Genomic DNA, 22,795 nt, shown 5'->3' with positions numbered 1-22,795 from the left:
CATCACCTCATTCTTTAACGAGCCTTTTGCGCATCGGCAAGTGGATGATGCTCATTGACTAAACGATAAAGTCCTTCTTCCAACACATGGGTATAAATCTGAGTGGTAGAAATATCAGAATGGCCTAACAAATGTTGAACGGCACGCAAATCAGCACCATTTTGCAAAAGATGGCTAGCAAAAGCATGGCGCAACACATGGGGAGAAAAGCTTTCACTTTTTATTCCAGCCCTTTTAGCAAGATTTTTCAACTCCCGTGCAACAACTTGACGCGCAATATAGCCTGCTTCTGAATGCGCCGGAAAAAGATAAAGACTTGTCGCATCTTTCCCTTGATCACGCAAATCCAACCACTGCAAAAGAACTTGATAGGCTTTTTTTGATAACAACACCATTCGTTCTTTTTTTCCCTTACCGCGAACCAAAATACTGTATGCTTTCCCCCGAACAGCCTGCACAGGCAGACTCACCAACTCACTAATGCGTAATCCTGTTGCATAAAGCATTTCGCTCAACAGCTGAAGACGCAATGCGCGCAGATAATCCTTAGATCCATAATCTGCTTGATTAACCTCCAACTGCGCCAAATCAAGCAATTTTGTCACCGCATCTTCACTGATAATTTTGGGCAAAGGGCGTCCTTGGCGAGGGGTATCAATATCATGAGAAGGATCATCTGCTCTTAATCCTTCTGCATAAAGAAACTGATAGAATTGACGCAACGTTGATAAACGGCGCGCTTGTGAAGTTGCAGCAAAACCAAATGTATGCATGAGTGACAAAAGACCGATTAAATCTTCCTTTTGTGCTGAAAAAAGCGAAACCGAATGCCAAGACAATTCGTCTTGCGCCCACTGTAAATCATGCTGATAAGCCGCAAGCGTATGGGCAGAAGCGCCTCGCTCAGCACTCATCATTTCAAGAAAACGCTCTATCACAATGTTACTTTTCATTGATTCATTCTCAAGGAAAGAGTCAGCGAATCCAAAGGAACATCAACAGACATATCCACAGTTACGGGTTCAACAAAAACGACAAGAATGATCATTATACTAAAAAGAATAGCAAACAAAATGAAAAGAATCATCAAAAGTTTGGTTAATGTTGGCATAAAATAATAAACTTTTCCAAAATACTCTATCTCTTATCCTACCTTATAAAGATTAACAGGAATTGACTTTAAAGCAGATAAATGCCGAAATGAGCTATGAAAAGTAATCGACCCCAACATCCCCCCCTGTCACAAATAAAAAGACAAATCTTATCATCTCTCGATAACCAAGCGCTTGTGTTCGTTGGCCTTATGGGAGCAGGAAAATCAGTCATTGGAAAACGTGTTGCCACCATGCTTGATTTACCTTTTTATGATTCTGATCAAGAAATCGAAAAAGCAGCACAAATGTCTATCACAGAAATCTTTAAAATCTACGGTGAAGCGGAATTTCGCTCCCTTGAACAGCGTGTTATTCTCAACCTCATAAAAAAACGCCCTCTTGTTTTAGCAACAGGTGGCGGTGCTTACATAAATCAAGAGATACGAAAAGCTATTCATCAAAATGGAATATCTATCTGGCTCAAAGCAGATCTTGATATCCTTATGCAACGTGTTTCCAAGCGTCCAACACGACCGCTTCTTCAAACAGCAAATCCCAAAGAAACAATGCAAAAACTCATGGAACAGCGTTATCCTCTCTATGCAAAAGCAAACTTAACAATTAACAGTCATAAAGAAAGCCCCTACAGTGTAGCAAAAAATGTCATACGATCTCTACAGTACTACCTTCATACAAAAAGATAACGATAGAAAGAACAAGCATGCAAGCCAAAACCGTTACCATTAAATTAGACAAGCATTGTTACGATATCATCATTGGTCCAGATCTTATTGCGCAAGCTGCTTTACAGATTAAACATTCTCTTAAGCAAAAAGATTTTCATCAAACGCGCTTGGCAATTGTTACAGATACAAATGTTGCATCGCTCCATTTGGATCCATTACAAGCAGAGTTAACAAAAAATAAAATCCATACTGTCCCTATCATTGTAGAAGCAGGAGAACAATCAAAATCATTTTCAACCCTGCAAGTTGTCATCGACCAAATTCTTGCTGCACACTTAGAAAGAGGTGACTGTGTTATTGCTTTTGGTGGCGGTGTCATTGGAGATCTAGCAGGATTTGCAGCAAGTATGATCCGCCGCGGGATGAACTTCATTCAGATGCCCACAACGCTTCTTGCACAAATTGATTCCTCTGTTGGTGGAAAAACAGGCATCAACAGCCGATATGGTAAAAATCTTATTGGTGCTTTTTATCAACCGCAATGCGTTATTGCTGATACATCTGTCCTTGATACGCTACCACCACGTGAATTTCGCGCAGGTTATGCGGAAATGGTCAAATATGGACTCATTAACCAGCCTGATTTCTTTGAATGGCTTGAAAAAAACGGACAAGAAATTTTTTCTAATGGCGCGATAAGAACACAAGCCATTGTTCGCTCATGCCAATTTAAAGCAGCCATAGTCGCACGTGACGAATATGAGATAGGAGAGCGTGCCCTCTTAAACCTTGGTCATACATTTGGACACATGCTTGAAACAGCAACAGCTTATGATTCAAAGCGTTTAATTCACGGTGAAGCTGTAGCAATTGGAATGATTCTCGCACATCAATTCTCTGCACAACTAAATCTAGTAGCTCCCACCCTCATACATCGTATCGAAGCACACCTTAAAGCTGTAGGTTTACCTACGCAATTAAAGGATATTCCAGGACGTCTACCAAATGCTGAAACATTGATGACTCTCATCACTCAAGATAAAAAAGTTTCACAAAATAGTTTGACCTTTATTTTGACACGCGGACTTGGCCAATCATTTATTGCAAAAAATGTTCCACCAGATGCAGTTTTATCCTTTTTGGAACAAAAATTAACAGAAATTCGTTAATTCATATTGAATATAATTGATTCGTTTTTATACTTCTATTAAAGGAATAGTTATGATGATGTCTGCGTAGCTCAGTAGGATAGAGCACAGGATTCCTAAAGAAATTGGGCGCCTTGAGGAGAAATTCTCAAAGCGGATCTGCTCAAATTCGGGGAAAGCTTCATGGGCAAAACTATATGCCAATCCCGAGCCAAGCCTCTTTTCGCATGAGAGGAAGGTGTAGAGACTGAACGGGCAGCACCTAAAAGGCGCAAGCTTCAAGGTGAAGAGACAGTCCAGACCACAAACAGCTTGTAAAGCTGGCGGTGAAAACCGAAGTGGTATGAATCCTGGGGTCGCAGGTTCGAATCCTGCCGTAGACACCATCACATAAGTCAAATTACTTTTCATATAGGGAAGCATTATGAAAAAAACTCTACAAATTTTAGGATTTTTTTCCTCTTTATTATTTTTCAATGTCAGCAGTACCTTAGCTGCTGCTTTAGTCATTGAAGTGTCAGGTAAGCCAGAAACACAAACCATAACCTATCAATGTGATATGGGAGCAAATAAAGAACGCGTTGAAGCAACTTATCACAACGCTGACGATATTTCATTGGTCAATTTCAAATGGAAAGGCGATCGTATTATTGCTGCGAATGTTATTGCTGCTTCTGGAGCAAAATATGTAGGGGAGCATTATATCTGGTGGGAGAAAAATAAAGAAGTAACACTTTATGATCTGACACAAGACCCAGAAGAAAAAAAACCCATCCTCTGTAAGGATGAATCACTGTTATTATTTTAAATAACTGAGGAAACGTCATGAAAAAAATTGCTTTTATTGTAGGATTTTTTGCTGCTTTAAGCCTACCGCTATTCGGTTCAGTCAATGCTTTTGCTGGCTCTTTAGTTGTTGAGGTCCCAGATGATCCAGAACCAACAACAGAAGTTACAGCCTATCAATGTGAGACAGGTACAAGTAAAGAGCACGTTGAAGTAACCTATCTCAATGCTGGTAACATTTCGCTTGTTGATTTCACATGGAAAGGACAGCGTATCATCGCTTCCCGCAGCATAAGTGCTTCTGGAGTAAAATATATGGGAGGTCCCTATATATGGTGGACAAAAGGAAACGAAGCCACACTTTCTGATCTCATTAATGATCCAGAAGAAAAAAATCTTATTCAATGTGTAGAAGAACAAAAAACAGAATAAAAAAGCTCATTGTATCTTAAAAATCGCTCTGGCTCGTATTGCATGATATTTCATCGGAAGCAGATGTTTGTTTTTCCATTTGACGTGATAAAAGAGCCAGGGGTTTTTCTAATTTATTTTCTGAATAGTGCCGATAAGCCGCTGCTTGTGATACCAACATTGAAGCGACCGGTGTTGTTACAAGTAAAAAAATCATCAACAAAAATTCATGAAAAACAAAATGATGATCTACAAAAGTTGAATAAAGAAACGACGCAATAAGAATACTGCCAGCGCCCCAACTTGTACTCAACGAAAGCATATGTAAACGCTTATAAAAAGTGGGAAGACGCACCAACCCTATCGTTCCAATCAAGGTGAGACCAGATCCTAATATCAAAAAAACCGTAACAGCAAGTGCAACAACAAGCGATACATCATCCTTCATTCAATAATCTCCCCCCGCATAAGAAATTTTGCCAACGCAATACTTGATACAGGACCCAATAAGCCAACAATGAGCGCTGCCACAAAATAAATGGTTGTTCCTGAACGGATGTCGAATGTAAGAAACAAAAGAATAGTGATTATATAAAGAGCATCCAATCCCACAATCCGATCTTGCGCCCGTGGACCACGAATCAACCGAAACAGTGCGAGAATCATTGCCAAACTTAAAAAAAACTGCGAGAGATAAAGCCCCCAATAAAGGATCACCATACTCATGAGAAAATCTCCAAAAGTAATTGTTCATAGCGTTTTTTGATCAATTTTTGGTAATCATATCCATTTTTAAAATTTAAGACATGAAGCAAAAGTTCACTATTCTTTCTATTATAGGCAATCCAAACAGTTCCTGGAGTTGCAGAAAGAATACATGCCAAAACAGCTAAAGCCGTGCGACTTTCAAGCGAAATGGGCACCACAATAAAACCAGACTGCTGTTTTTTAGATCTTTTGGTTAAAATGAAACAAGCCACAGCAATATTTGAAACGATAGAATCAATAAACACACGAAAAAGCAGCTGAAAAACGGCACGCCAACTTTTAATCGTTATTTTTTCCGGCTCAAGAAGCCGCATCACCCACCCCCCAAACAAAGCAATGATAACGCCTAAAAGCAATTGACCGAAACTAAAGCCATTTAAGATCAGCCACATAAAAATAATTGCCACACTAGAAAAAGGGAAAAAATAACAATGTTTCACTGATGAATCCTCCTATTTTCAAGAGAAAAATCATCTAAAACGCTACCAATATAATTTTGAGGTTCATACAAGCCTTTCGCTGTTTCAAACATATAACGACTGACAGGACCAGCGACAATTGTAATCAGAAAACACAAAGCAAGTAGAACAGCAACAGGTGCAAATTCAATCACCTGCACCCGTGGAATTCTCCCTTCAAGAGAAACCCAAAAAGTTCGAATGCCCGTTCGTGTCATGGCAATCAAAGCAGCAAAACCAGATAGAGTGACAAAAATTATAAAAAGCCAATCGTGATAAACGGGTAGAGAGGTAGAAATATTTTCTTTACTATGGTTTAAGAGTGCGACAAACATCATAAATTTAGCAACAAAACCAGAAAAAGGGGGCAGACCAATAATCAAAAGTGCACAAAGACCAAAACAAGCCCCAAGAATGGCCAAAGTTACCGGTAAATAAGTCCCTACTTCATCTTCCTCCTCCTCTTCATCGTCCCCATAGACTTCCATTGTAACCGTCAAAACATTGGCAGCCACATCTTGACAGCGTTCAACCAATTCTACAACAAGAAAAAAAGCACCCAGTGCCAAAGTTGAAGAAACAATATAAAAGAGTACACCTGCGATTAGTGCTGTATTGCCGATCCCGATTGCTGTCAACAATGTCCCAGAAGAAACCAAAACACTATAAGCTGCCAAACGTACCAAGACTTGGCTTGCCAACACCCCAATAAAACCAAAAGCCATAGTGGCAAGCCCACCGTAGAACAAAACCGTTTGACCAAAATGGCTAAAATGTCCACTTTCTGGTCCAAACCATAACAATGTTAAACGTAAAATAATATAAATACCGACCTTGCTTAAAAGTGCAAAAGAAGCTCCAACAGGGGCTACTGCTGCACTATAAGTTGGCATTAACCAAAAATTCAATGGCCACGCCCCTGCTTTAATTAAGAAAGCAATTCCCAAAAGCGCAGCCCCTATTTCGAATAAAGTCATATCGCTAGAAGCTATATATTGTATTTTTACAGCCAAATCAGCCATATTGAGGGTGCCCACGATTCCATAAATAAGCGCTGCACCAACGAGAAAAAACAACGAAGCAACCAGATTAACCACGACATAATGCAACCCAGCGCGCACACGTAACGGACCAGAACCATGCAACGCAAGGCCATAAGAAGCTGTTAACATCACTTCAAAAAATACAAATAAATTAAATAAATCACCTGTTAAAAAAGCGCCGTTTATTCCAACCATGAAAAATTGCATCAATGACTGAAAATGAGGACCCGCTTTATACCAATGTGCCCGTGCAAAAACCAACGCCGCGCTGATCAATAAGCTAGAAAGCAAAAGCATCATAGCGCTTAAGCGATCAAGCACCAAAACAATACCAAAAGGAGAAGGCCAATTACCAAGCCGATAAACATCCACAGCTGGTGCAACTTCAAGAGCACGCATAACCAGTAAAACAGCAACGACAACTAACAATGCGGCAGAAAAAACACTTATGAGTGATTTCAGTTTTGAACGCCGTTCATCATAGAAAAGAAGAAGGGCTCCAGTACTTAACGGCAAAAGAATCGGCAAAATAAGCAGATGATGCACACAAGCTTCCATCACTGTACCTCACGTCCATCAACGTGATCTGAACCCGTTAAACCGCGTGAAACCAATAAGATAACCAAAAATAAAGCTGTCGTTGCAAAGCCGATCACAATTGAAGTTAAAACCAAAGCCTGTGGAAGAGGATCAACATAATTCGCTGGATTGATCACCATCGTAGGATCCACAATTGGCGCTGCATTACTGCGCGGTCTACTCATTGCAAATATAAAAAGATTGACACCATAAGATATCAAAGACAAACCAAGAATGACTTGAAAAGTTCGGGGACGCAAAATGAGCCAAATTCCAGATCCGACAAGAACACCAATGGCCAAAGAAAGAATAATTTCCATTAATTTTCCTTCTCTTTTAAAGCAGGCTTTTTACCGATTCGGTAACTGCGTATTGATTGATGAGCAAGTGCAATTAAAATGAGAATCGTTGCTCCCAACACAAGAGAAAACACACCAAAATCAAACAAAAAAGCAGATGCTACAGGAACCTTTCCAATCAATGGCACATGAATATATTGGAAAAATGATGTTAAAAAAGGATACCCAACAAACAAAGCCCCTGCTCCCGTTACAACCGATAGCAATAAGCCAAAGCCCATCCAGCGTAAAGGCAGAACTCTTAAATGGTTTTCCACCCAACGAATATCCCGTGCAAGATACTGCAAAATAAAGCCTATTGCTAAAGTCACACCGCCAACAAACCCACCACCTGGAAGATCATGTCCCCGCACAAATAAATAAAAAGAAAAAGCAATAATAACGGAAAAAAGCCATCCCATAATAACAGAAGGTATAGCGAGATAATTCAATACTGTATCCCCCACATTTCGTTCCGGCTGTGCCTTATCAAAAGCTTCCTGAACACGTTGTTGAAATGGCGGCTCAATACTTTCAGGAGCAGGACGGAATCGACGTAAAAGAGCAAAAACAGTCAAAGAAACACCGCCCAAAACCACAACTTCTCCCATCGTATCAAAACCACGGAAATCAACCAACAATACATTCACAACATTGCGACCACCAGCACTCCAATAAGCATTTTTCAGAAAAAAATTAGAAACTGTTGTCCCTTGAGGACGTGTCATCATTGCAAAAGAGAGCCATGCAACACCAAAACCTCCCATAATTGCTATGATGAAATCACGGGCGCGACGTAAACGCACCCCAAAATGAACAGACGTTAGAGCAGGATTATGCACACGCTTAGGCAACCAACGCAAACCAAGCAATAATAAGACAACTGTCACCACTTCAACAACCAATTGCGTTATAGCCAAATCAGGCGCAGAAAACCATAAAAAGGTTGCACACGTCATCAAACCCGCTCCCCCCAAAAGCATGAGTGATGCAAGACGATGGAACTTTGCTTGCCAAGCGACTAAAAGTGCGCACAATCCACCGACCAGCCAAAGCGCGAGAAAAGGAATATCAAGTGGAAAAAGCGATAACCCTCCTGGTGCAATTAAACCATCACGCCAAAGCAAAAGACCAACAAAAATAAAACAAACAGCAAAAATCCAGTGCAACTGGATTTGCAAACGACGTGTTGACAAAACAGCTTCCACCGCACGAGCCCATTTCCAAGAAATAATCACAAGAATACGTTCAAAAATACGCGGTCCTTTCAAATGACGAAAAAAGGGAGCACCATCATCGCAAGATAAAAAATAAGGCCGCCCGACAACATAGAGCAAGCCGCCTCCTAATAAAGCCACCAAACTCATCATTAATGGCGTATTAACCCCATGCCAAACAGCCAAGTTATAAGAAATCGTCATCGGTCCTAAAACAGACACAACAGCATTATCTAAAATAGGCCCGATTGTTAAATTAGGAAAAATACCAACGGCCAAACAAATAAACACCAAAAGCTCCATGGGTAAACGCATAAAATGCGGTGGTTCATGGGGAATTTTAGGTAATGTATGAGATTTTGGTCCCCAAAAAACACCATGAATAAAACGTATAGAATAGGTTACACTAAACAAGCTAGCAAGCGTTGCTACATAAGGAGCAATCCAATCAAGCCATGATTCCATATGCGTTGCAACAGCTTCAGCAAAAAACATTTCTTTCGATAAAAAACCATTGAGCAAAGGAACACCAGCCATCGCCGCACTTGCGACTAAAGCAAGAGTCGCTGTAATCGGCATAGAGCGATAAAGACCTGTCAGCTTACGCATATCACGAGTTCCCGTTTCGTGATCAATAATGCCAGCGGCCATAAATAAAGAAGCTTTAAAAGTAGCATGATTGGCCATATGAAAAATCGCTGCAACACATGCAAGGGGACTCCCAAGGCTTAAAAGCGTGGTAATCAATCCAAGATGACTAATCGTTGAGTAAGCCAATAATCCCTTTAAATCTTGCTGAAACATAGAAAAATAAGCGCCAAGAAGAAGTGTTGAAAGTCCTGAAAAGCCAACCAACCAAAACCAAGTCTCTGTCCCAGAGAGCACGGGCCATAAACGAACCAGCAAAAATAACCCAGCTTTTACCATCGTTGCCGAATGCAGATAAGCTGATACCGGTGTTGGAGCTGCCATCGCATTAGGCAACCAAAAATGAAAAGGAAACTGTGCGCTTTTTGTTAGTCCGCCCAATAAAATACAAATGAGGGCAGGACAATAAAGCGAATTTGATCGGATCACATCTCCAGACTGCAAAATTTTATCCAGATCAAAACTACCAACGATATACCCAATCAATAAAACCCCAATAAAAAGGGCAAAACCACCAAAGCCTGTAATCGTTAAAGCCATACGCGCCCCTTCACGCGCACTCGTATTATGATACCAGTAACCAATCAACAAAAAAGAGAAAATACTGGTGAGTTCCCAGAAAACAACCAAAAACACGAGATTCCCTGATAAAACAATCCCTGTCATTGAGCCCATAAAGGCTAGAAAAAAAGAAAAAAATCGTGGTACAGAATCCGCGGGATCCATATAATAACGAGCATAAACAACGACAAGCAGCCCTATTCCTGTAATGAGCAAACAAAAAAGCCACGACAGACCATCCATCCGGAGGATCAAATCACCCCCCCATTCTGGAAGCCAAGAAATATTTAAACGGATAATGTGATTGCCACGAATTGCCGGATAAAGCATGGTTGTAAAAAGAAGACTAAAGAGAGCAATCCCCCCAGCAAACCAAGCTTCATTATTTTTTGCTGTCGAACGAAAAAAGCCAATAACAGCACTTCCACAAAAGGGAAGCAAAATGAGCAATATCAACATTGCTTCCCGTGTTGTCATTTTTTCAGCTCCATCTTGCCCTTAATATTTTGTCATTGACAAAACAAAAATTTATATTTTCACCCCCCATTCTACACTTAATGATAATAAGATTTAATAAAACTTAAAAGCACTTAAATTTTTCAAAAAACAACCCTTGCATGGAAATGCAGCGTACCACACAAGTTTTCTTTTTATTGTAAGAACAATAACGCTCACGACAAGAAGCAATTGAAATTTTATTTAATCATTTCTATCCTTTAAAAAAGCGCGATAAACACTGTTTACGAGGCCCATGAAAAGGCTGAAAACTATTATCATTTTTATTATAAGAGCGATAACGGGCACGACAAGATTCAATATGTTGTTTAAGCATCCATGGCTCTTTTTTTTCTGGCTTTTCTGAGAAGGAAGTTAAAAACACTCTGTTAGCATCTGATACAACTTTTAATGATGCGCCTTTTGTGCTTAAGTGCGGTGATGTAACAAAAGCCGCTTCAGGATACCACCAATTATCTTTATACTTAACATAACCACGCCGATAATGATGATAACCCTTAAAACCATTCAGTTCTCTACGCCCCGTAAAAATCAAAGGCACCAAACTCTCTTGGACAGAGGTCTGAGAGACCAGTTTTGCTTTAGCATCACCTCTATTTTGCCCCCAATGAACAAGAGCAGTTGTTATAAGGAAAAAACTACTCACAAATACAAAAGCTAAAGCATAATATAATTTTTTTTTCATACGCAAAACTCAAAACAATAAACAACAGCCGTTACAGAAAGCTTTTCTATTGCTAGACAGAAACAGATTCTTTTCTTAAGATTCTTTTTTCTTGAGACATTCTGTTACTCTTTGTACTAAACGCTAATCTTAGCAATAAGATCCTTCAAAAAAGAATGAATAAATGATGATAAAAACCCCCTACTACCTTATAGACAAATCGAAACTCATCAAAAATATGCAAACAATTTCTCGTTTACGAGAAATGTCAGAAGCAAAAGTTTTACTCGCTTTGAAATGTTTTGCCACGTGGAGTGTTTTTGATTTAATGTCTGAATTCATGGATGGAACCACCTCATCATCCCTTTATGAACTTCGTTTAGGAAGAGAAAAATTTGGCAAAGAAACCCATGCCTATTCGGTTGCTTGGGCCGATCATGAAATTGATGAAGCTTGTGGTTATGCAGATAAAATTATCTTTAACTCAATCCAACAACTTCAACGCTTTTCTGATGCAACAAAAACCATTCAACGAGGTCTAAGATTAAATCCAAGAATAAGTGCATCCAATTTTGATCTCGCTAATCCCTCCCGCCCTTTTAGTCGCTTAGGAGAAACAAACCAAAGTGCTATTAAAGAAGTTTTGCCTCTCATCAATGGCTTGATGATCCATAACAATTGTGAAAATGCTGACTTTAATCTTTTTAACCAAATGCTTGGGATTATGGAAGAAAAGTTTTCAGAGCTTTTTGCTGCTGTAGACTGGATAAGCCTTGGCGGTGGAATTCATTTTACGGCTGAAAATTATCCTCTAGAAGCTTTCGCAGAACGCTTAAAGCGTTTTTCCAAAACCCATGGTGTCACTCTTTTTCTAGAACCAGGAGAAGCCGCCATCACCAAAAGCACCACTCTAGAAGTCAGCGTTCTTGACACATTGTACAACGAAAAGAATCTTGCCATCGTTGATAGCTCAATTGAAGCCCATATGCTTGATCTTCTCATTTATCGTGAAAATGCTAAATTAGAACCCAATCAAGGAGAACACGAAATTATGATCTGCGGAAAATCATGTCTTGCTGGCGATATTTTTGGAACATTTCAATTTCAAAAACCTCTTAAAATAGGGGATAGACTGTCTTTTCAAGATGCAGCAGGTTATACAATGGTCAAGAAAAACTGGTTTAATGGTGTGAAAATGCCTGCTATTGTTCTCAAAGAATGCGATGGTACATTAACGCTGCAACGCCAATTTAGCTACAATGACTATCGGACAAGCCTTTCATAAAGATAACCACAAAAAACGTCATATAACAGTATTAAAAAGGAGATGAACCTACAATGAAAAAAAATGTTCTCATTATTGGTGCTGGAGGTGTTGCACAAGTTGTTGCGCACAAATGTGCTCAAAACAACGATATTCTTGGTGAAATTCATATTGCTTCACGAACACTCAAAAAATGTGAGGCCATTATTGCTTCTATTAAAGAAAAAAACACCATGAAAGAACAAGGTGTTCTCAAAGGCCATTCGCTCAATGCCATGAATGTAGAAGAAACTGTAAAGCTCATCCAAAAAACCAAATGCGAAATTGTCATTAATGTTGGTTCAGCTTTTCTTAATATGTCTGTTCTTTCAGCTTGTATAAAAACAAAATGCGCTTATATCGATACTGCCATTCATGAAGATCCTCTTAAAATTTGTGAAACACCCCCTTGGTATGGCAATTATGAATGGCCTCGGCGTCAAGAATGTGAACAAGCGGGTATCACTGCTATTTTAGGCGCAGGCTTTGATCCAGGTGTGGTAAATGCCTATGCGGCGCTAGCACATGAATGTTATTTTGATAAAATCACAGATATTGATATTATTGATATTAATGCTGGAAGTCATGGGCGTTGGTTTGCTACAAATTTTGATCCAGAAATTAATTTCCGTGAATTTACAGGACAAGTATGGTCATGGCAAAATAAAAAATGGACTTCCAATAAAATGTTTGAAGTCAGCCATGAATGGGATCTTCCCGTTGTCGGAAAACAAAAAACCTATATGACAGGACATGATGAAATTCATTCACTTTCCAAAAATCTTGATGTCCAAAATGTCCGCTTCTGGATGGGATTTAGTGATCGTTATATCACTGTTTTTACCGTTTTGAAAAATCTTGGTCTCTTATCCGAACAGCCCATTAAAACCGCAGAAGGACAAGAAGTCGTCCCTTTAAAAGTTGTAAAAGCTGTCTTACCTGACCCCTCCTCTCTTGCTCCAGACTACACAGGAAAAACCTGTATCGGAGATCTGATCAAAGGCGAAAAAGATGGAAAACCAAAAGAAATTTTTATCTATAACGTAGCCGATCACAAACAAGCTTTTCATGAAACAGGAGCACAAGGTATTTCCTATACAGCTGGTGTACCAGCAGCCGCAACTGCTCTTCTCATTGCCACAGGCGAATGGGATGTTAAAACGATGGTCAACGTAGAAGAATTACCACCCCACCCTTTCCTCAAATATCTTGATCATATGGGGCTTTCCACCTTTATAAGAGAACAAGAAGAGGATAAAAAATTACAATTTTAGATTTATCCTTATTAGGTTTGATTTTTTAAATTATCACAAAACTGTCAAATGAAAACAAACTTAATGTTCTTATGAAATTATGTTTTTCCGAAAAATTCAGCTATAGGTTATATTTTGGCAACATTGGGATTTCTTAAAAACCTTAAAGGAAATCGAGATCACCTTTTTAAGACACAGCAAACAATGATCAAGAAGAACAAAGAAGCAAAACTGATTTAATCACATTGTATGATCTGCTATTGTCATCAAAAAGAGAGTGTCTCAACAAAAGATATAAAAATACCGCTCTTTTTTTAAAAGAGTGGTATTTTGTGAAATATTTGATCGGCTTCTTCCTTTTTAAGGACAAAGACCCTCAATCCGCAGCAATCATTAAACAATCCTATTTCTTTAAGAAAATTCCCCTTGGCTTCTCTTCTCATCGAGATTCATGTTATATATAACCTATTGATTTATAATCATTAACATATCGTTTCTATAAACACAATAGTCTGTAAATAATCCAGCTTCTGATCGAAAACCTTCCGCTTAGCTTTACACTCCATTGAACGCTATAAGCAAACTTTGCTCTGAATATCCAACAAACTGTAAATATAACTTATTGTTTTGCACGTTGAATGAGGGCCCTAATACCCTAGGATTCTCTCACTTCAAATCTGTTTATATTGAATTAATCAAAACCATTTCTTTTACATGTCACAAGCGGAAGAGGTCCGTGTAAATAAAAGAGCAAGAAAAGAAAAAATACCTCTTATAAACGCTTTCAAATAACCAAAAATTGTATAATTGAAGGCTCGTAAATATAACTTATGGTACCGACTTATACCTTTTATTAAGCATAAAGATAATAGTGCATAATGGGTTTTATATACTTCACGAAAAACTTTACGATTATACCGTCCACAAGCATACTCTCGCAAAATAGACTTGAGGGTTTTGAGAGCTGTTTTCTTAAAACAAAGCACGCAAATAGGCTGAAAATCCTATCTTGAATATTTTATAACAGCATAAAAATACCTCATATGTAAAACTTTACATAGACTAAATGCGACTAAATACCATCACTCTAAACAGAGTGTGCACAACAAGATAATCAATCAGAACTGCACAACTGAAATCTAAAACAACAATTATTGAAAAGCACACAACAAATTAAGTGAAACACCTCATACTATTGGTTTCATTCTTTCTAAAATTTTGGTTGCATGCTTCACAAATATTTACTGCGCCTTGTGCCTTTTAAAATGTACTTTTTAAAAGATTTTTAAATATGAAGCGGTTTAGCAAATGTTGCCAACGCTGCTTCACGCACTGCTTCTGATAAGGTAGGGTGCGCATGACAACAGCGGCCTAAATCTTCTGATGAACCACCAAACTCCATTAAAACTGCAATTTCGTGGATCATTTCACCAGCAGCAAATCCAAGAATATGCCCCCCCAAAACCCGATCTGTTTTTTTATCAGCAAGAATTTTAACGAACCCATCACTCCTTTGCATCGCACGTGCACGACCATTAGCCATAAAAGGAAATTTGCCAACATTATATTCAATACCGGCTGCTTTCAGTTCTTCTTCTGTCTTTCCTACACTCGCAATTTCCGGCTGCGTATAAACAACACTAGGAATAACATCAAAATTAACATGCCCTTTTTGACCTGCCAAAATTTCTGCCACAGCAACGCCTTCTTCTTCTGCTTTATGTGCTAACATTGGCCCTTTTACGACATCACCAATCGCATAAATTCCTGGAATATTCGTCTGCCAATGGGCATCAATTCCAATAAATCCGCGTTCATCTAACTGAACACCAGCCTCACTTAAGCCAAGCCCTTGCGTATAAGGAGAACGCCCAGTCGCAATAAGCACAACATCAGCCTCTAAGGTTTCAGATTCGCCACCTTTGACAGATTCAAAGCTCACCTGAGCTGTTGAATCAGATTTTGTGACAGCTGTTACCTTTGCACCCGTTTTATATTGAATCCCTTGTTTTTCCATTAATTTCTGAAATTGACGTGAAACTTCACCATCCATTGAGCCCAAAACTTTATTAAGATACTCAATAATGGTCACTTTAGCCCCTAAACGGCTCCAAACCGATCCAAGTTCTGAACCAATGACACCAGCACCAACCACAATCATACGCGCTGGTACTTTTTCAAGTGAAAGGGCTCCCGTCGAAGAAACAATCGTCTTTTCATCAATTTCAACATTTACCCCTGGAATGCCCGAACTCTCTGAACCCGTAGCAATAATAATATTTTTTGTTTCAATTGTTTGCTGACTACCATCTCTGGCAACAACTTCCACATGACCCGCACTCAAAATTTTGGCTGTCCCCAAAAAAGTATCAACTTTATTTTTTTTCATCAAAAAAGAAACGCCACTTGTATTGGCTGTCACCACAGCTTTCTTATGAACCATCATTTGTTCAAGATTAAGCTTAGATTTGCCAACAGAAATACCAAGCGTTTCAAAACCATGCTGGGTTTCAGCAAACACTTCTGAAGCGTGCAACAACGCTTTAGAAGGTATACAACCAACATTGAGACATGTTCCCCCTAATGTTGTACGCTTTTCAATAATCGCTACTTTAAGCCCTAGTTGTGCCGCCTTTATTGCTGCTACATAACCACCTGGACCCGCTCCGATCACAGCCACATCATAAGACATCCGTTTCTCCTTTCATCCTGAAAACTGTATTTTACAAATCAAGAACAAGGCGTTCTGGATCTTCTAAGCTCTCCTTAACACGCACAAGGAAAGTTACAGCTTCTTGCCCATCCACAATACGGTGATCATAAGAAAGCGCTAAATACATCATAGGGCGGATTACCACTTGGCCCTCAACAACCATTGCTCGCTCTTTAATCGCATGCATTCCCAAAATACCAGATTGTGGTGCATTCAAAATCGGTGTTGACATCAACGACCCATACACACCACCATTGGTAATGGTAAAAGTTCCGCCTTGCATATCAGAAACGGCTAATTTTCCATCACGTGCAAGACGTCCCAAACGGCCAATCTCTTTTTCAATCTCTGCCAATGACATTTGATCTGCTTCACGCACCACTGGAACGACAAGTCCTTTATCCGTTCCAACAGCAATTCCAACATTGACATAGTTTTTGTAAACAATATCTGTTCCATCAATTTCGGCATTAACAGCAGGAAGTTCTTTTAATGCATGACAAACAGCTTTGGTAAAAAATCCCATAAAACCAAGTTTAACACCATGTTTCTTTTCAAAAAGATCCTTATAACGCTTGCGCAAATCCATCACCGCTGACATATCAACCTCATTAAATGTGGTTAACATTGCTGCTACATTTTGCGCATCTTTAAGACGGCGCGCAATTGTTTGACGCAATTTCGTCATACGAACCCGCTCTTCACGCATTTCTGAAACAGGAGTTACAGAAGAGCTCGTCACAGAGGAAGAAGGTGTAGGAGTGCTTGTCCTTTGTTCTAATCCACCAAGAACATCTTCTTTAAGAATTTGTCCACGTTTTCCAGAACCTGAAATATCGCTTTTTGCAACATTATTTTCAGCCATCAATTTTGCGGCTGAGGGTGAGGGAGGCATGGTACTGCTCGAAGCAGACTTCTCCGATTCAGATGAAGCCGCTGGAACAGGTGTAGCAGAAGGCGAAAATAATTGGGAGACACCAGCTTTGCCAGCTTCCACCGCTCCTAAAAGAGCATTGACTTTAACCGTATCGCCTTCCTTTGCGATGATTTCAGATAATTTCCCAGCAACAGGAGAAGGAACTTCAACGGTTACCTTATCAGTTTCTAATTCAACCAAAGGCTCATCCATAGCGACAGCTTCGCCAAGTTTTTTAAACCATTTGCCAACCGTTGCTTCAGTAACCGATTCGCCCAAAGTAGGAACACGGATTTCAGTAGTCATAATATTTTTCCATACATCAGAGTAGTAACAAATTAAGAACCTAACGCGTCTTTAAGAAACGCAGTCAGTTGTTCAAGGTGTTTCACCATTAACCCAGAGGCCGGTGACGCACTCGCCGAACGTCCAGCATAACGAGCACGTGAATATTGCGCATTAATATGCGTCAAAACCCATTCCAAATAAGGCTCAATAAATGACCAAGCCCCCATGTTTTTTGGCTCTTCTTGGCACCAAAAAACTTCTGCCTGCAAAAAGCGCGACAACACATTCACCAAAACTTTTGCAGGGAAAGGATACAATTGTTCAACACGAAGGAGATAAACATCATCGATACCCTTTTTTTCACGTTCTTCATAAAGGTCGTAATAAACCTTACCCGTACAAAGAACGACACGGCGAATTTTATTATCTTTTTGCAACTTAACGATAGAATCTTTGAGACATTCTGCATCATCAAGCAACACACGACTGAAACTCGTTTCTGGCCCCATTTCGCTGAGAAGAGAAACAGCCCGCTTATGACGCAAAAGTGATTTTGGTGTCATTAAAATCAAAGGCTTACGGAAATCACGCTTAATTTGTCGACGCAAAATATGAAAATAATTTGCAGGGGTTGTACAATTAGCAACCTGCATATTATCTTCCGCACAAAGTTGAAGAAACCGCTCTAGACGTGCAGAAGAATGTTCCGGTCCTTGTCCTTCAAAACCATGAGGCAATAAACACACAAGACCAGACATACGAAGCCATTTACGCTCTGCGGATGAAATAAATTGATCAAAGATGACCTGCGCACCATTAGAGAAGTCACCAAATTGAGCTTCCCAAAGTGTTAATCCCCGTGGTTCAGCAAGAGAATATCCATATTCAAAACCAAGAACAGCCTCTTCAGAAAGCATAGAATTAACAACTTCATAAAGCGCTTGCCCCTTTTGTAAATGATTCAAAGGAATATAACGCGCTTCATTTTCTTGGTCATAAAGAACTGAATGACGTTGTGAAAAAGTTCCCCGTTCAACATCTTCACCGGAAAGACGAACTGGCGCTCCTTCTAAACAAAGTGAACCAAAAGCTAAAGCTTCAGCGGTTGCCCAATCAACCCCCTCACCCGTTTCAAAAATTTTAGCACGATTGTTTAAAAAACGCTGTATCGTTTTATGAACATTAAAATTTGCTGGAACTTCGACAAGTTTCTGACCAATTTCCTTTAAAGTCTTTAACTCAACACCCGTTGTTCTAGAATGTTGCTCGTCAGTATGACTAAAAGCTTTAATGCCCGTCCAGCTTCCATCAAGCCAATCAGCCTTATTAGGCTTATAAGAAGCACTTGCTTCAAACTCACCTTCAAGTTTATCACGCCAGAGCTTTTTTTGTTGCTCAATCTCTTCTAAAGAAACCATTCCTTCTGCTATCAATTGATCACTATAAAGCTGAAGTGTTGTTTTATGACTACGAATTGCTTTATACATAAGTGGCTGCGTAAAGGAAGGTTCATCGCCTTCATTATGTCCATATCGGCGATAACAAAACATATCAATGACCACCGGTTTATGGAAAATTTGACGAAACTCCATTGCTATTTTTGCAATAAAAACAACAGCTTCAGGATCATCACCATTCACATGGAAAATAGGAGCATCAATCATTTTTGCAACATCAGATGGATAAGGCGAAGAACGTGAAAAACGTGGCGCTGTTGTAAAACCAATCTGATTATTGATAATAACATGAAGTGAGCCTGCAACACGATAACCTTTAAGACCTGAAAGACCAAAAGTTTCTTGGATAACGCCTTGTCCTGCAAAAGCAGCATCACCATGAATAAGCAATGGCAACACTTTTGAACGCTCACTTAATGGGAGTGAATCAGTGTGTGTAGGTCCCACAAGTTGATCTTGTTTAGCACGTGCTTTTCCCATAACAACCGGATCAACAATCTCAAGATGCGAGGGATTAGCCAAAAGTGATAAATGCACTTTATTCCCATCAAAGTCCAAATCAGCCGTCGTTCCTAAATGATATTTAACATCACCTGATCCCTCTACATCGTCTGGCTTATAAGATCCCCCTTTGAATTCATGAAAGATGGCTCTATGCGGCTTAGCGAGAACTTGTGAAAGAACATTTAAACGACCACGATGGGCCATTCCTAAAATAACTTCCCGCACCCCTAAAGCACTACCGCATTTAATAATCTGCTCAAGAGCAGGAATCAGCGCCTCACCACCATCAAGTCCAAAACGTTTTGTCCCTTTATATTTCGTGTCTAAAAACTGTTCGAATCCTTCTGCTTGAATAAGCTTATTCAGGATAGCTTTCTTATCTTGCTGTGTGAAAGCAATTTTTTTATCTCGCCCTTCAATACGCTCTTGAAGCCATGCTTTCTGGACGGGATCAGAAACATGCATATATTCCACACCGATTGTTGAACAATAGGTACGATTGAGAATTTCAAGCATTTGCGGAATAGTTGCATATTCCAACCCTAAAACATTATCAATAAAAATTGGACGTTCATAATCAGCAGGAGTAAAACCATAAGCTTCTGGAGAAAGTTCTTTATAATCTTCCAGTTTTTCCGCCAATTGAAGAGGATCAAGCTTTGCCCGAAGATGCCCCCGAGCTCGAAACGCACGAATCATCATAATGGCATGAACAGAATCACGCGTTGCGCGAATAACATCTTGTTCACTAGAAGCTTTTCCCTTTTGAGCAACCCCTGTTACTGCTTTTTCTTTTAATTTATCACCAAGATATTTTTCAAGAGAAGACCAATCACCATCAAGAGCAGAAACCAACTCACCATCTGGCTTTAATGGCCAATTATCACGCTGCCACGTTGCTCCTTCAGCATTTTTGAGAACATCTTCTTTGTTATCATGAAGACCTTCAAAAAAAGCACGCCACTGTGAATCAACACTGGTAGGATCTTTTTCATACTGAGCATAAAGTTGATCTATATAATCCGCATTCCCACCATAAAGAAATGATGTCTGTGCAAAAAGACTATTTATCTCGTCCTGCCTTGCCATATACCTCTCCGGAACATCTATTCCGTCTCCTTATATCTCTTTTCGACCTTTAAATGCTTACAAAGCAGATGAGGGTACGAACATTCAAAAAAGTTTTACTTTTTTATACTCAAGCTTTTTTCACCTGAATTAAGAAAATATTCTTATCCAGATGAAATTTTCTTTTAGCCATTCAAAACTGACAACAAAGTCTTACCTATCTGTGATGGCGAAGGAGACACACGAATCCCTGCTGATTCCATTGCTGCAATTTTATCTTCTGCTCCACCTTTACCACCAGAAATAACAGCACCAGCATGTCCCATTGTACGACCTGGAGGAGCCGTGCGGCCAGCAATAAAGCCAACAACTGGCTTTTTACGCCCTTTTCTTGCTTCATCTTGCAGAAACTGTGCCGCTTCTTCTTCAGCAGAACCACCAATCTCACCAATCATAACAATAGACTGGGTTTCATCATCCGCCAAAAACATTTCCAACACATCAATAAATTCTGTCCCCTTAACAGGATCACCACCAATCCCTATAGCGGTTGTTTGTCCGAGACCTTCCTGACTCGTTTGAAAAACAGCTTCATAAGTTAAAGTTCCCGACCGTGAAACAACCCCGACAGAGCCTTTTCTAAAAATAGAACCAGGCATAATACCAATTTTACATTCATTTGGCGTGAGAATACCAGGACAATTAGGACCAATAAGACGAGATTTTGAGTTTTCTAATCGCGCCTTTACTTTCACCATATCCATAACGGGAATACCTTCCGTAATACAGATAATTAAACGAACTTCAGCTTCAATAGCTTCTATAATAGCTGCCGCAGCCCCTGCTGGAGGAACATAAATAACGGAAGCATCTGCGCCTGTTTTTTCTTTTGCTTCTGCAACACTAGCAAAGATAGGAAGAGTTTCACCTTTTGAACCTTCCCATGTTTCCCCACCCTTTTTAGGATTAACACCACCGACCATTTGCGTGCCATGATAAGCAAGCGCTTGTTCTGTATGAAATGTTCCTGTTTTTCCTGTAAGCCCCTGAACCAGAACCTTCGTCTCTTTATTCACAAGAATTGACATCGCTTAAGCTCCCTTCACGGCTGCAACAATTTTTTGAGCAGCATCATCTAAATCATCGGCGGGAATAACATTCAAACCACTGTCATTGATAATCGCTTTACCCTGCTCAACATTCGTGCCTTCAAGACGAACAACCAAGGGAACCTTTAAACCAACTTCACGAACAGCAGCAACCACACCTTCAGCAATGACATCACAACGCATAATACCACCAAAAATGTTAACCAAAATACCCTTAACATTTGGATCAGCCGTAATAATCTTAAAAGCAGCTGTCACCTTTTCTTTTGATGCGCCACCACCAACATCCAAAAAATTTGCCGGTTCAGCTCCATAAAGCTTAATGATATCCATGGTTGCCATAGCAAGACCAGCACCATTGACCATACAACCAATTGTGCCCTCAAGAGCAACATAAGCAAGATCATGCTTTGAGGCTTCGATTTCTTTTGGATCTTCTTCTGAAAGATCGCGTAATTCTAAAATATCTGGATGACGAAACAACGCATTATTATCAAAAGAAACTTTCGCATCAAGGACGCGCAAGTGACCATCTTTCATCACAATAAGCGGATTGATTTCTAAAAGGCTCATATCTTTTTCACAAAATGCCTTATAGAGAATTGGAAAAAGCTTTTCACCATCTTCCCGTGCACTATCGCGCAATTCTAATGCATCACAAAGTCTTGCACAATCAGCAGAGGTAACACCCTCTAACACTTCAATAGGCAGTGTGAAGATTTTTTCTGGCGTCTCTTCAGCAACCGTTTCAATATCCATGCCACCTTCTGTTGAAACAACAAAAGCAATCCGACCAACACTACGATCAACCAAAAGTGAAAGATAAAGTTCGCGCTCAATATCAGCACCATCTTCAATATAAAGACGATTGACCTGTTTACCCTCTGGACCAGTTTGTTTGGTTACCAAAGTTTTTCCAAGCATTTCTTGAACATTTGCAACAACTTCTTCAACAGATTGTGCAAGCCGAACACCACCCTTTGCATCAGGACCAAGTTCTTTAAACTTACCCTTACCACGACCACCAGCGTGTATCTGACTTTTAACCACATAGAGAGGTCCGGGCAATTTTTTTGCCCATTTTTCAGCTTGCTCTACAGAATAAACAGCAACACCATTGGCAATGGGTGCTCCATATTCATGAAGCAGACGTTTGGCCTGATACTCGTGGATATTCATGCATTAGTCCCTTTCTTTTATGGATTATTATTAATACTAAAGTTCTAATATTCTAAAATACTTTATTTTAATGAACGAAAGCTTGTTT

At 39.6% G+C, this 22,795-nt stretch carries 18 protein-coding genes and 1 pseudogene; 6 read left to right on the top strand and 13 right to left on the bottom strand.

The window, feature by feature from the left end; all coding sequences use genetic code 11:
• Positions 1–14: 14 nt before the first annotated feature.
• Positions 15–953 (bottom strand): site-specific tyrosine recombinase XerD, encoded by a 939-nt coding sequence (locus PVV66_RS00890; protein ID WP_273717385.1) that lies wholly within the window; start codon positions 951–953, stop codon positions 15–17.
• A gap of 254 nt (positions 954–1,207) precedes the next feature.
• Between PVV66_RS00890 and PVV66_RS00885 the strand changes: the two are divergent.
• The 4 genes and pseudogenes from PVV66_RS00885 to PVV66_RS00870 all read left to right on the top strand — a co-directional run bounded on the left by PVV66_RS00885 (position 1,208) and on the right by PVV66_RS00870 (position 4,146).
• Positions 1,208–1,841 (top strand): annotated as a pseudogene (locus tag PVV66_RS00885) (shikimate kinase).
• Positions 1,816–2,949, top strand: coding sequence for a 3-dehydroquinate synthase (gene aroB, locus PVV66_RS00880; RefSeq protein WP_273717387.1), 1,134 nt, complete (start codon positions 1,816–1,818; stop codon positions 2,947–2,949). Before PVV66_RS00885 ends, aroB begins: the two are co-directional and overlap by 26 nt.
• 403 nt (positions 2,950–3,352) lie before the next feature.
• A complete protein-coding gene (locus PVV66_RS00875; RefSeq protein ID WP_273717388.1) occupies positions 3,353–3,736 on the top strand; it encodes an MliC family protein in 384 nt (127 codons plus the stop codon).
• Positions 3,737–3,753: 17 nt separating this feature from the next.
• Positions 3,754–4,146, top strand: coding sequence for an MliC family protein (locus tag PVV66_RS00870; RefSeq protein WP_273717389.1), 393 nt, complete (start codon positions 3,754–3,756; stop codon positions 4,144–4,146).
• A 16-nt stretch (positions 4,147–4,162) separates the two neighbouring features.
• Here PVV66_RS00870 and mnhG read toward each other — a convergent pair whose 3' ends face one another.
• From mnhG to PVV66_RS00835, 7 genes are all read right to left on the bottom strand, one after another.
• Entirely contained in the window at positions 4,163–4,573 is a 411-nt protein-coding gene (gene mnhG, locus PVV66_RS00865) for a monovalent cation/H(+) antiporter subunit G (RefSeq protein ID WP_273717390.1), read from the bottom strand.
• Positions 4,570–4,851 (bottom strand): K+/H+ antiporter subunit F, encoded by a 282-nt coding sequence (locus tag PVV66_RS00860; protein WP_120121498.1) that lies wholly within the window; start codon positions 4,849–4,851, stop codon positions 4,570–4,572. The genes mnhG and PVV66_RS00860 overlap by 4 nt, the downstream gene beginning before the upstream one ends.
• Positions 4,848–5,333 (bottom strand): Na+/H+ antiporter subunit E, encoded by a 486-nt coding sequence (locus PVV66_RS00855; RefSeq protein WP_273717391.1) that lies wholly within the window; start codon positions 5,331–5,333, stop codon positions 4,848–4,850. Before PVV66_RS00855 ends, PVV66_RS00860 begins: the two co-directional genes overlap by 4 nt.
• A complete protein-coding gene (locus PVV66_RS00850) occupies positions 5,330–6,952 on the bottom strand; it encodes a monovalent cation/H+ antiporter subunit D (RefSeq protein ID WP_273717392.1) in 1,623 nt (540 codons plus the stop codon). Before PVV66_RS00850 ends, PVV66_RS00855 begins: the two co-directional genes overlap by 4 nt.
• Positions 6,952–7,293 carry a Na+/H+ antiporter subunit C gene (locus PVV66_RS00845; RefSeq protein ID WP_012232609.1) on the bottom strand — a complete coding sequence of 114 codons (342 nt, stop codon included), beginning with the start codon at positions 7,291–7,293 and terminating at the stop codon, positions 6,952–6,954. Before PVV66_RS00845 ends, PVV66_RS00850 begins: the two co-directional genes overlap by 1 nt.
• A complete protein-coding gene (locus PVV66_RS00840) occupies positions 7,293–10,214 on the bottom strand; it encodes a monovalent cation/H+ antiporter subunit A (RefSeq protein WP_273717393.1) in 2,922 nt (973 codons plus the stop codon). The genes PVV66_RS00845 and PVV66_RS00840 overlap by 1 nt, the downstream gene beginning before the upstream one ends.
• Positions 10,215–10,446: 232 nt before the next feature.
• Positions 10,447–10,944 carry a BA14K family protein gene (locus PVV66_RS00835; RefSeq protein ID WP_273717394.1) on the bottom strand — a complete coding sequence of 166 codons (498 nt, stop codon included), beginning with the start codon at positions 10,942–10,944 and terminating at the stop codon, positions 10,447–10,449.
• 160 nt (positions 10,945–11,104) lie between these two features.
• Here PVV66_RS00835 and PVV66_RS00830 point away from each other — a divergent pair, with 160 nt between their 5' ends.
• Together PVV66_RS00830 and PVV66_RS00825 are read left to right on the top strand one after the other, a co-directional pair.
• Positions 11,105–12,202, top strand: a complete 1,098-nt coding sequence (locus PVV66_RS00830; protein ID WP_273717539.1) for a carboxynorspermidine decarboxylase — start codon at positions 11,105–11,107, stop codon at positions 12,200–12,202.
• 53 nt (positions 12,203–12,255) lie between these two features.
• A complete protein-coding gene (locus tag PVV66_RS00825) occupies positions 12,256–13,494 on the top strand; it encodes a saccharopine dehydrogenase family protein (protein ID WP_273717395.1) in 1,239 nt (412 codons plus the stop codon).
• 1,264 nt (positions 13,495–14,758) lie between these two features.
• Here the strand turns inward: PVV66_RS00825 and lpdA are convergent.
• The 5 genes from lpdA to sucC all read right to left on the bottom strand — a co-directional run bounded on the left by lpdA (position 14,759) and on the right by sucC (position 22,707).
• Entirely contained in the window at positions 14,759–16,165 is a 1,407-nt protein-coding gene (gene lpdA, locus PVV66_RS00820) for a dihydrolipoyl dehydrogenase (protein ID WP_273717396.1), read from the bottom strand.
• Positions 16,166–16,196: 31 nt separating this feature from the next.
• Positions 16,197–17,408: a 2-oxoglutarate dehydrogenase complex dihydrolipoyllysine-residue succinyltransferase gene (odhB, locus tag PVV66_RS00815; RefSeq protein ID WP_273717397.1), complete on the bottom strand. Its 1,212-nt coding sequence runs from the start codon at positions 17,406–17,408 to the stop codon at positions 16,197–16,199.
• A gap of 32 nt (positions 17,409–17,440) precedes the next feature.
• On the bottom strand, positions 17,441–20,440 hold the full coding sequence (locus PVV66_RS00810; protein ID WP_273717398.1) for a 2-oxoglutarate dehydrogenase E1 component: 3,000 nt from the start codon (positions 20,438–20,440) through the stop codon (positions 17,441–17,443).
• A 164-nt stretch (positions 20,441–20,604) separates the two neighbouring features.
• Positions 20,605–21,507 (bottom strand): succinate--CoA ligase subunit alpha, encoded by a 903-nt coding sequence (gene sucD / locus PVV66_RS00805; RefSeq protein ID WP_273717399.1) that lies wholly within the window; start codon positions 21,505–21,507, stop codon positions 20,605–20,607.
• 3 nt (positions 21,508–21,510) lie between these two features.
• The gene (gene sucC, locus PVV66_RS00800; protein WP_273717400.1) at positions 21,511–22,707 is read right to left on the bottom strand and encodes an ADP-forming succinate--CoA ligase subunit beta; all 1,197 of its coding nucleotides are present in this window, start codon (positions 22,705–22,707) and stop codon (positions 21,511–21,513) included.
• Positions 22,708–22,795: the final 88 nt, after the last annotated feature.

The organism is Bartonella sp. AU16XJBT, assembly GCF_028618665.1.
Lineage (GTDB): Bacteria > Pseudomonadota > Alphaproteobacteria > Rhizobiales > Rhizobiaceae > Bartonella.
This window is presented reverse-complemented; position numbering and strand designations above follow the sequence as displayed.

Coding starts and splice junctions, on each gene's coding strand:
- PVV66_RS00870 (WP_273717389.1), top strand. CDS start 3,754: ATGAAAAAAATTGCTTTTATTGTAGGATTTTTTGCTGCTTTAAGCCTA.
- mnhG (WP_273717390.1), bottom strand. CDS start 4,573: ATGAAGGATGATGTATCGCTTGTTGTTGCACTTGCTGTTACGGTTTTT.
- odhB (WP_273717397.1), bottom strand. CDS start 17,408: ATGACTACTGAAATCCGTGTTCCTACTTTGGGCGAATCGGTTACTGAA.
- sucC (WP_273717400.1), bottom strand. CDS start 22,707: ATGAATATCCACGAGTATCAGGCCAAACGTCTGCTTCATGAATATGGA.
- PVV66_RS00875 (WP_273717388.1), top strand. CDS start 3,353: ATGAAAAAAACTCTACAAATTTTAGGATTTTTTTCCTCTTTATTATTT.
- sucD (WP_273717399.1), bottom strand. CDS start 21,507: ATGTCAATTCTTGTGAATAAAGAGACGAAGGTTCTGGTTCAGGGGCTT.
- PVV66_RS00810 (WP_273717398.1), bottom strand. CDS start 20,440: ATGGCAAGGCAGGACGAGATAAATAGTCTTTTTGCACAGACATCATTT.
- lpdA (WP_273717396.1), bottom strand. CDS start 16,165: ATGTCTTATGATGTGGCTGTGATCGGAGCGGGTCCAGGTGGTTATGTA.
- PVV66_RS00890 (WP_273717385.1), bottom strand. CDS start 953: ATGAAAAGTAACATTGTGATAGAGCGTTTTCTTGAAATGATGAGTGCT.
- PVV66_RS00845 (WP_012232609.1), bottom strand. CDS start 7,293: ATGGAAATTATTCTTTCTTTGGCCATTGGTGTTCTTGTCGGATCTGGA.
- PVV66_RS00825 (WP_273717395.1), top strand. CDS start 12,256: ATGAAAAAAAATGTTCTCATTATTGGTGCTGGAGGTGTTGCACAAGTT.
- PVV66_RS00830 (WP_273717539.1), top strand. CDS start 11,105: ATGATAAAAACCCCCTACTACCTTATAGACAAATCGAAACTCATCAAA.
- PVV66_RS00850 (WP_273717392.1), bottom strand. CDS start 6,952: ATGGAAGCTTGTGTGCATCATCTGCTTATTTTGCCGATTCTTTTGCCG.
- PVV66_RS00860 (WP_120121498.1), bottom strand. CDS start 4,851: ATGAGTATGGTGATCCTTTATTGGGGGCTTTATCTCTCGCAGTTTTTT.
- aroB (WP_273717387.1), top strand. CDS start 1,816: ATGCAAGCCAAAACCGTTACCATTAAATTAGACAAGCATTGTTACGAT.
- PVV66_RS00840 (WP_273717393.1), bottom strand. CDS start 10,214: ATGACAACACGGGAAGCAATGTTGATATTGCTCATTTTGCTTCCCTTT.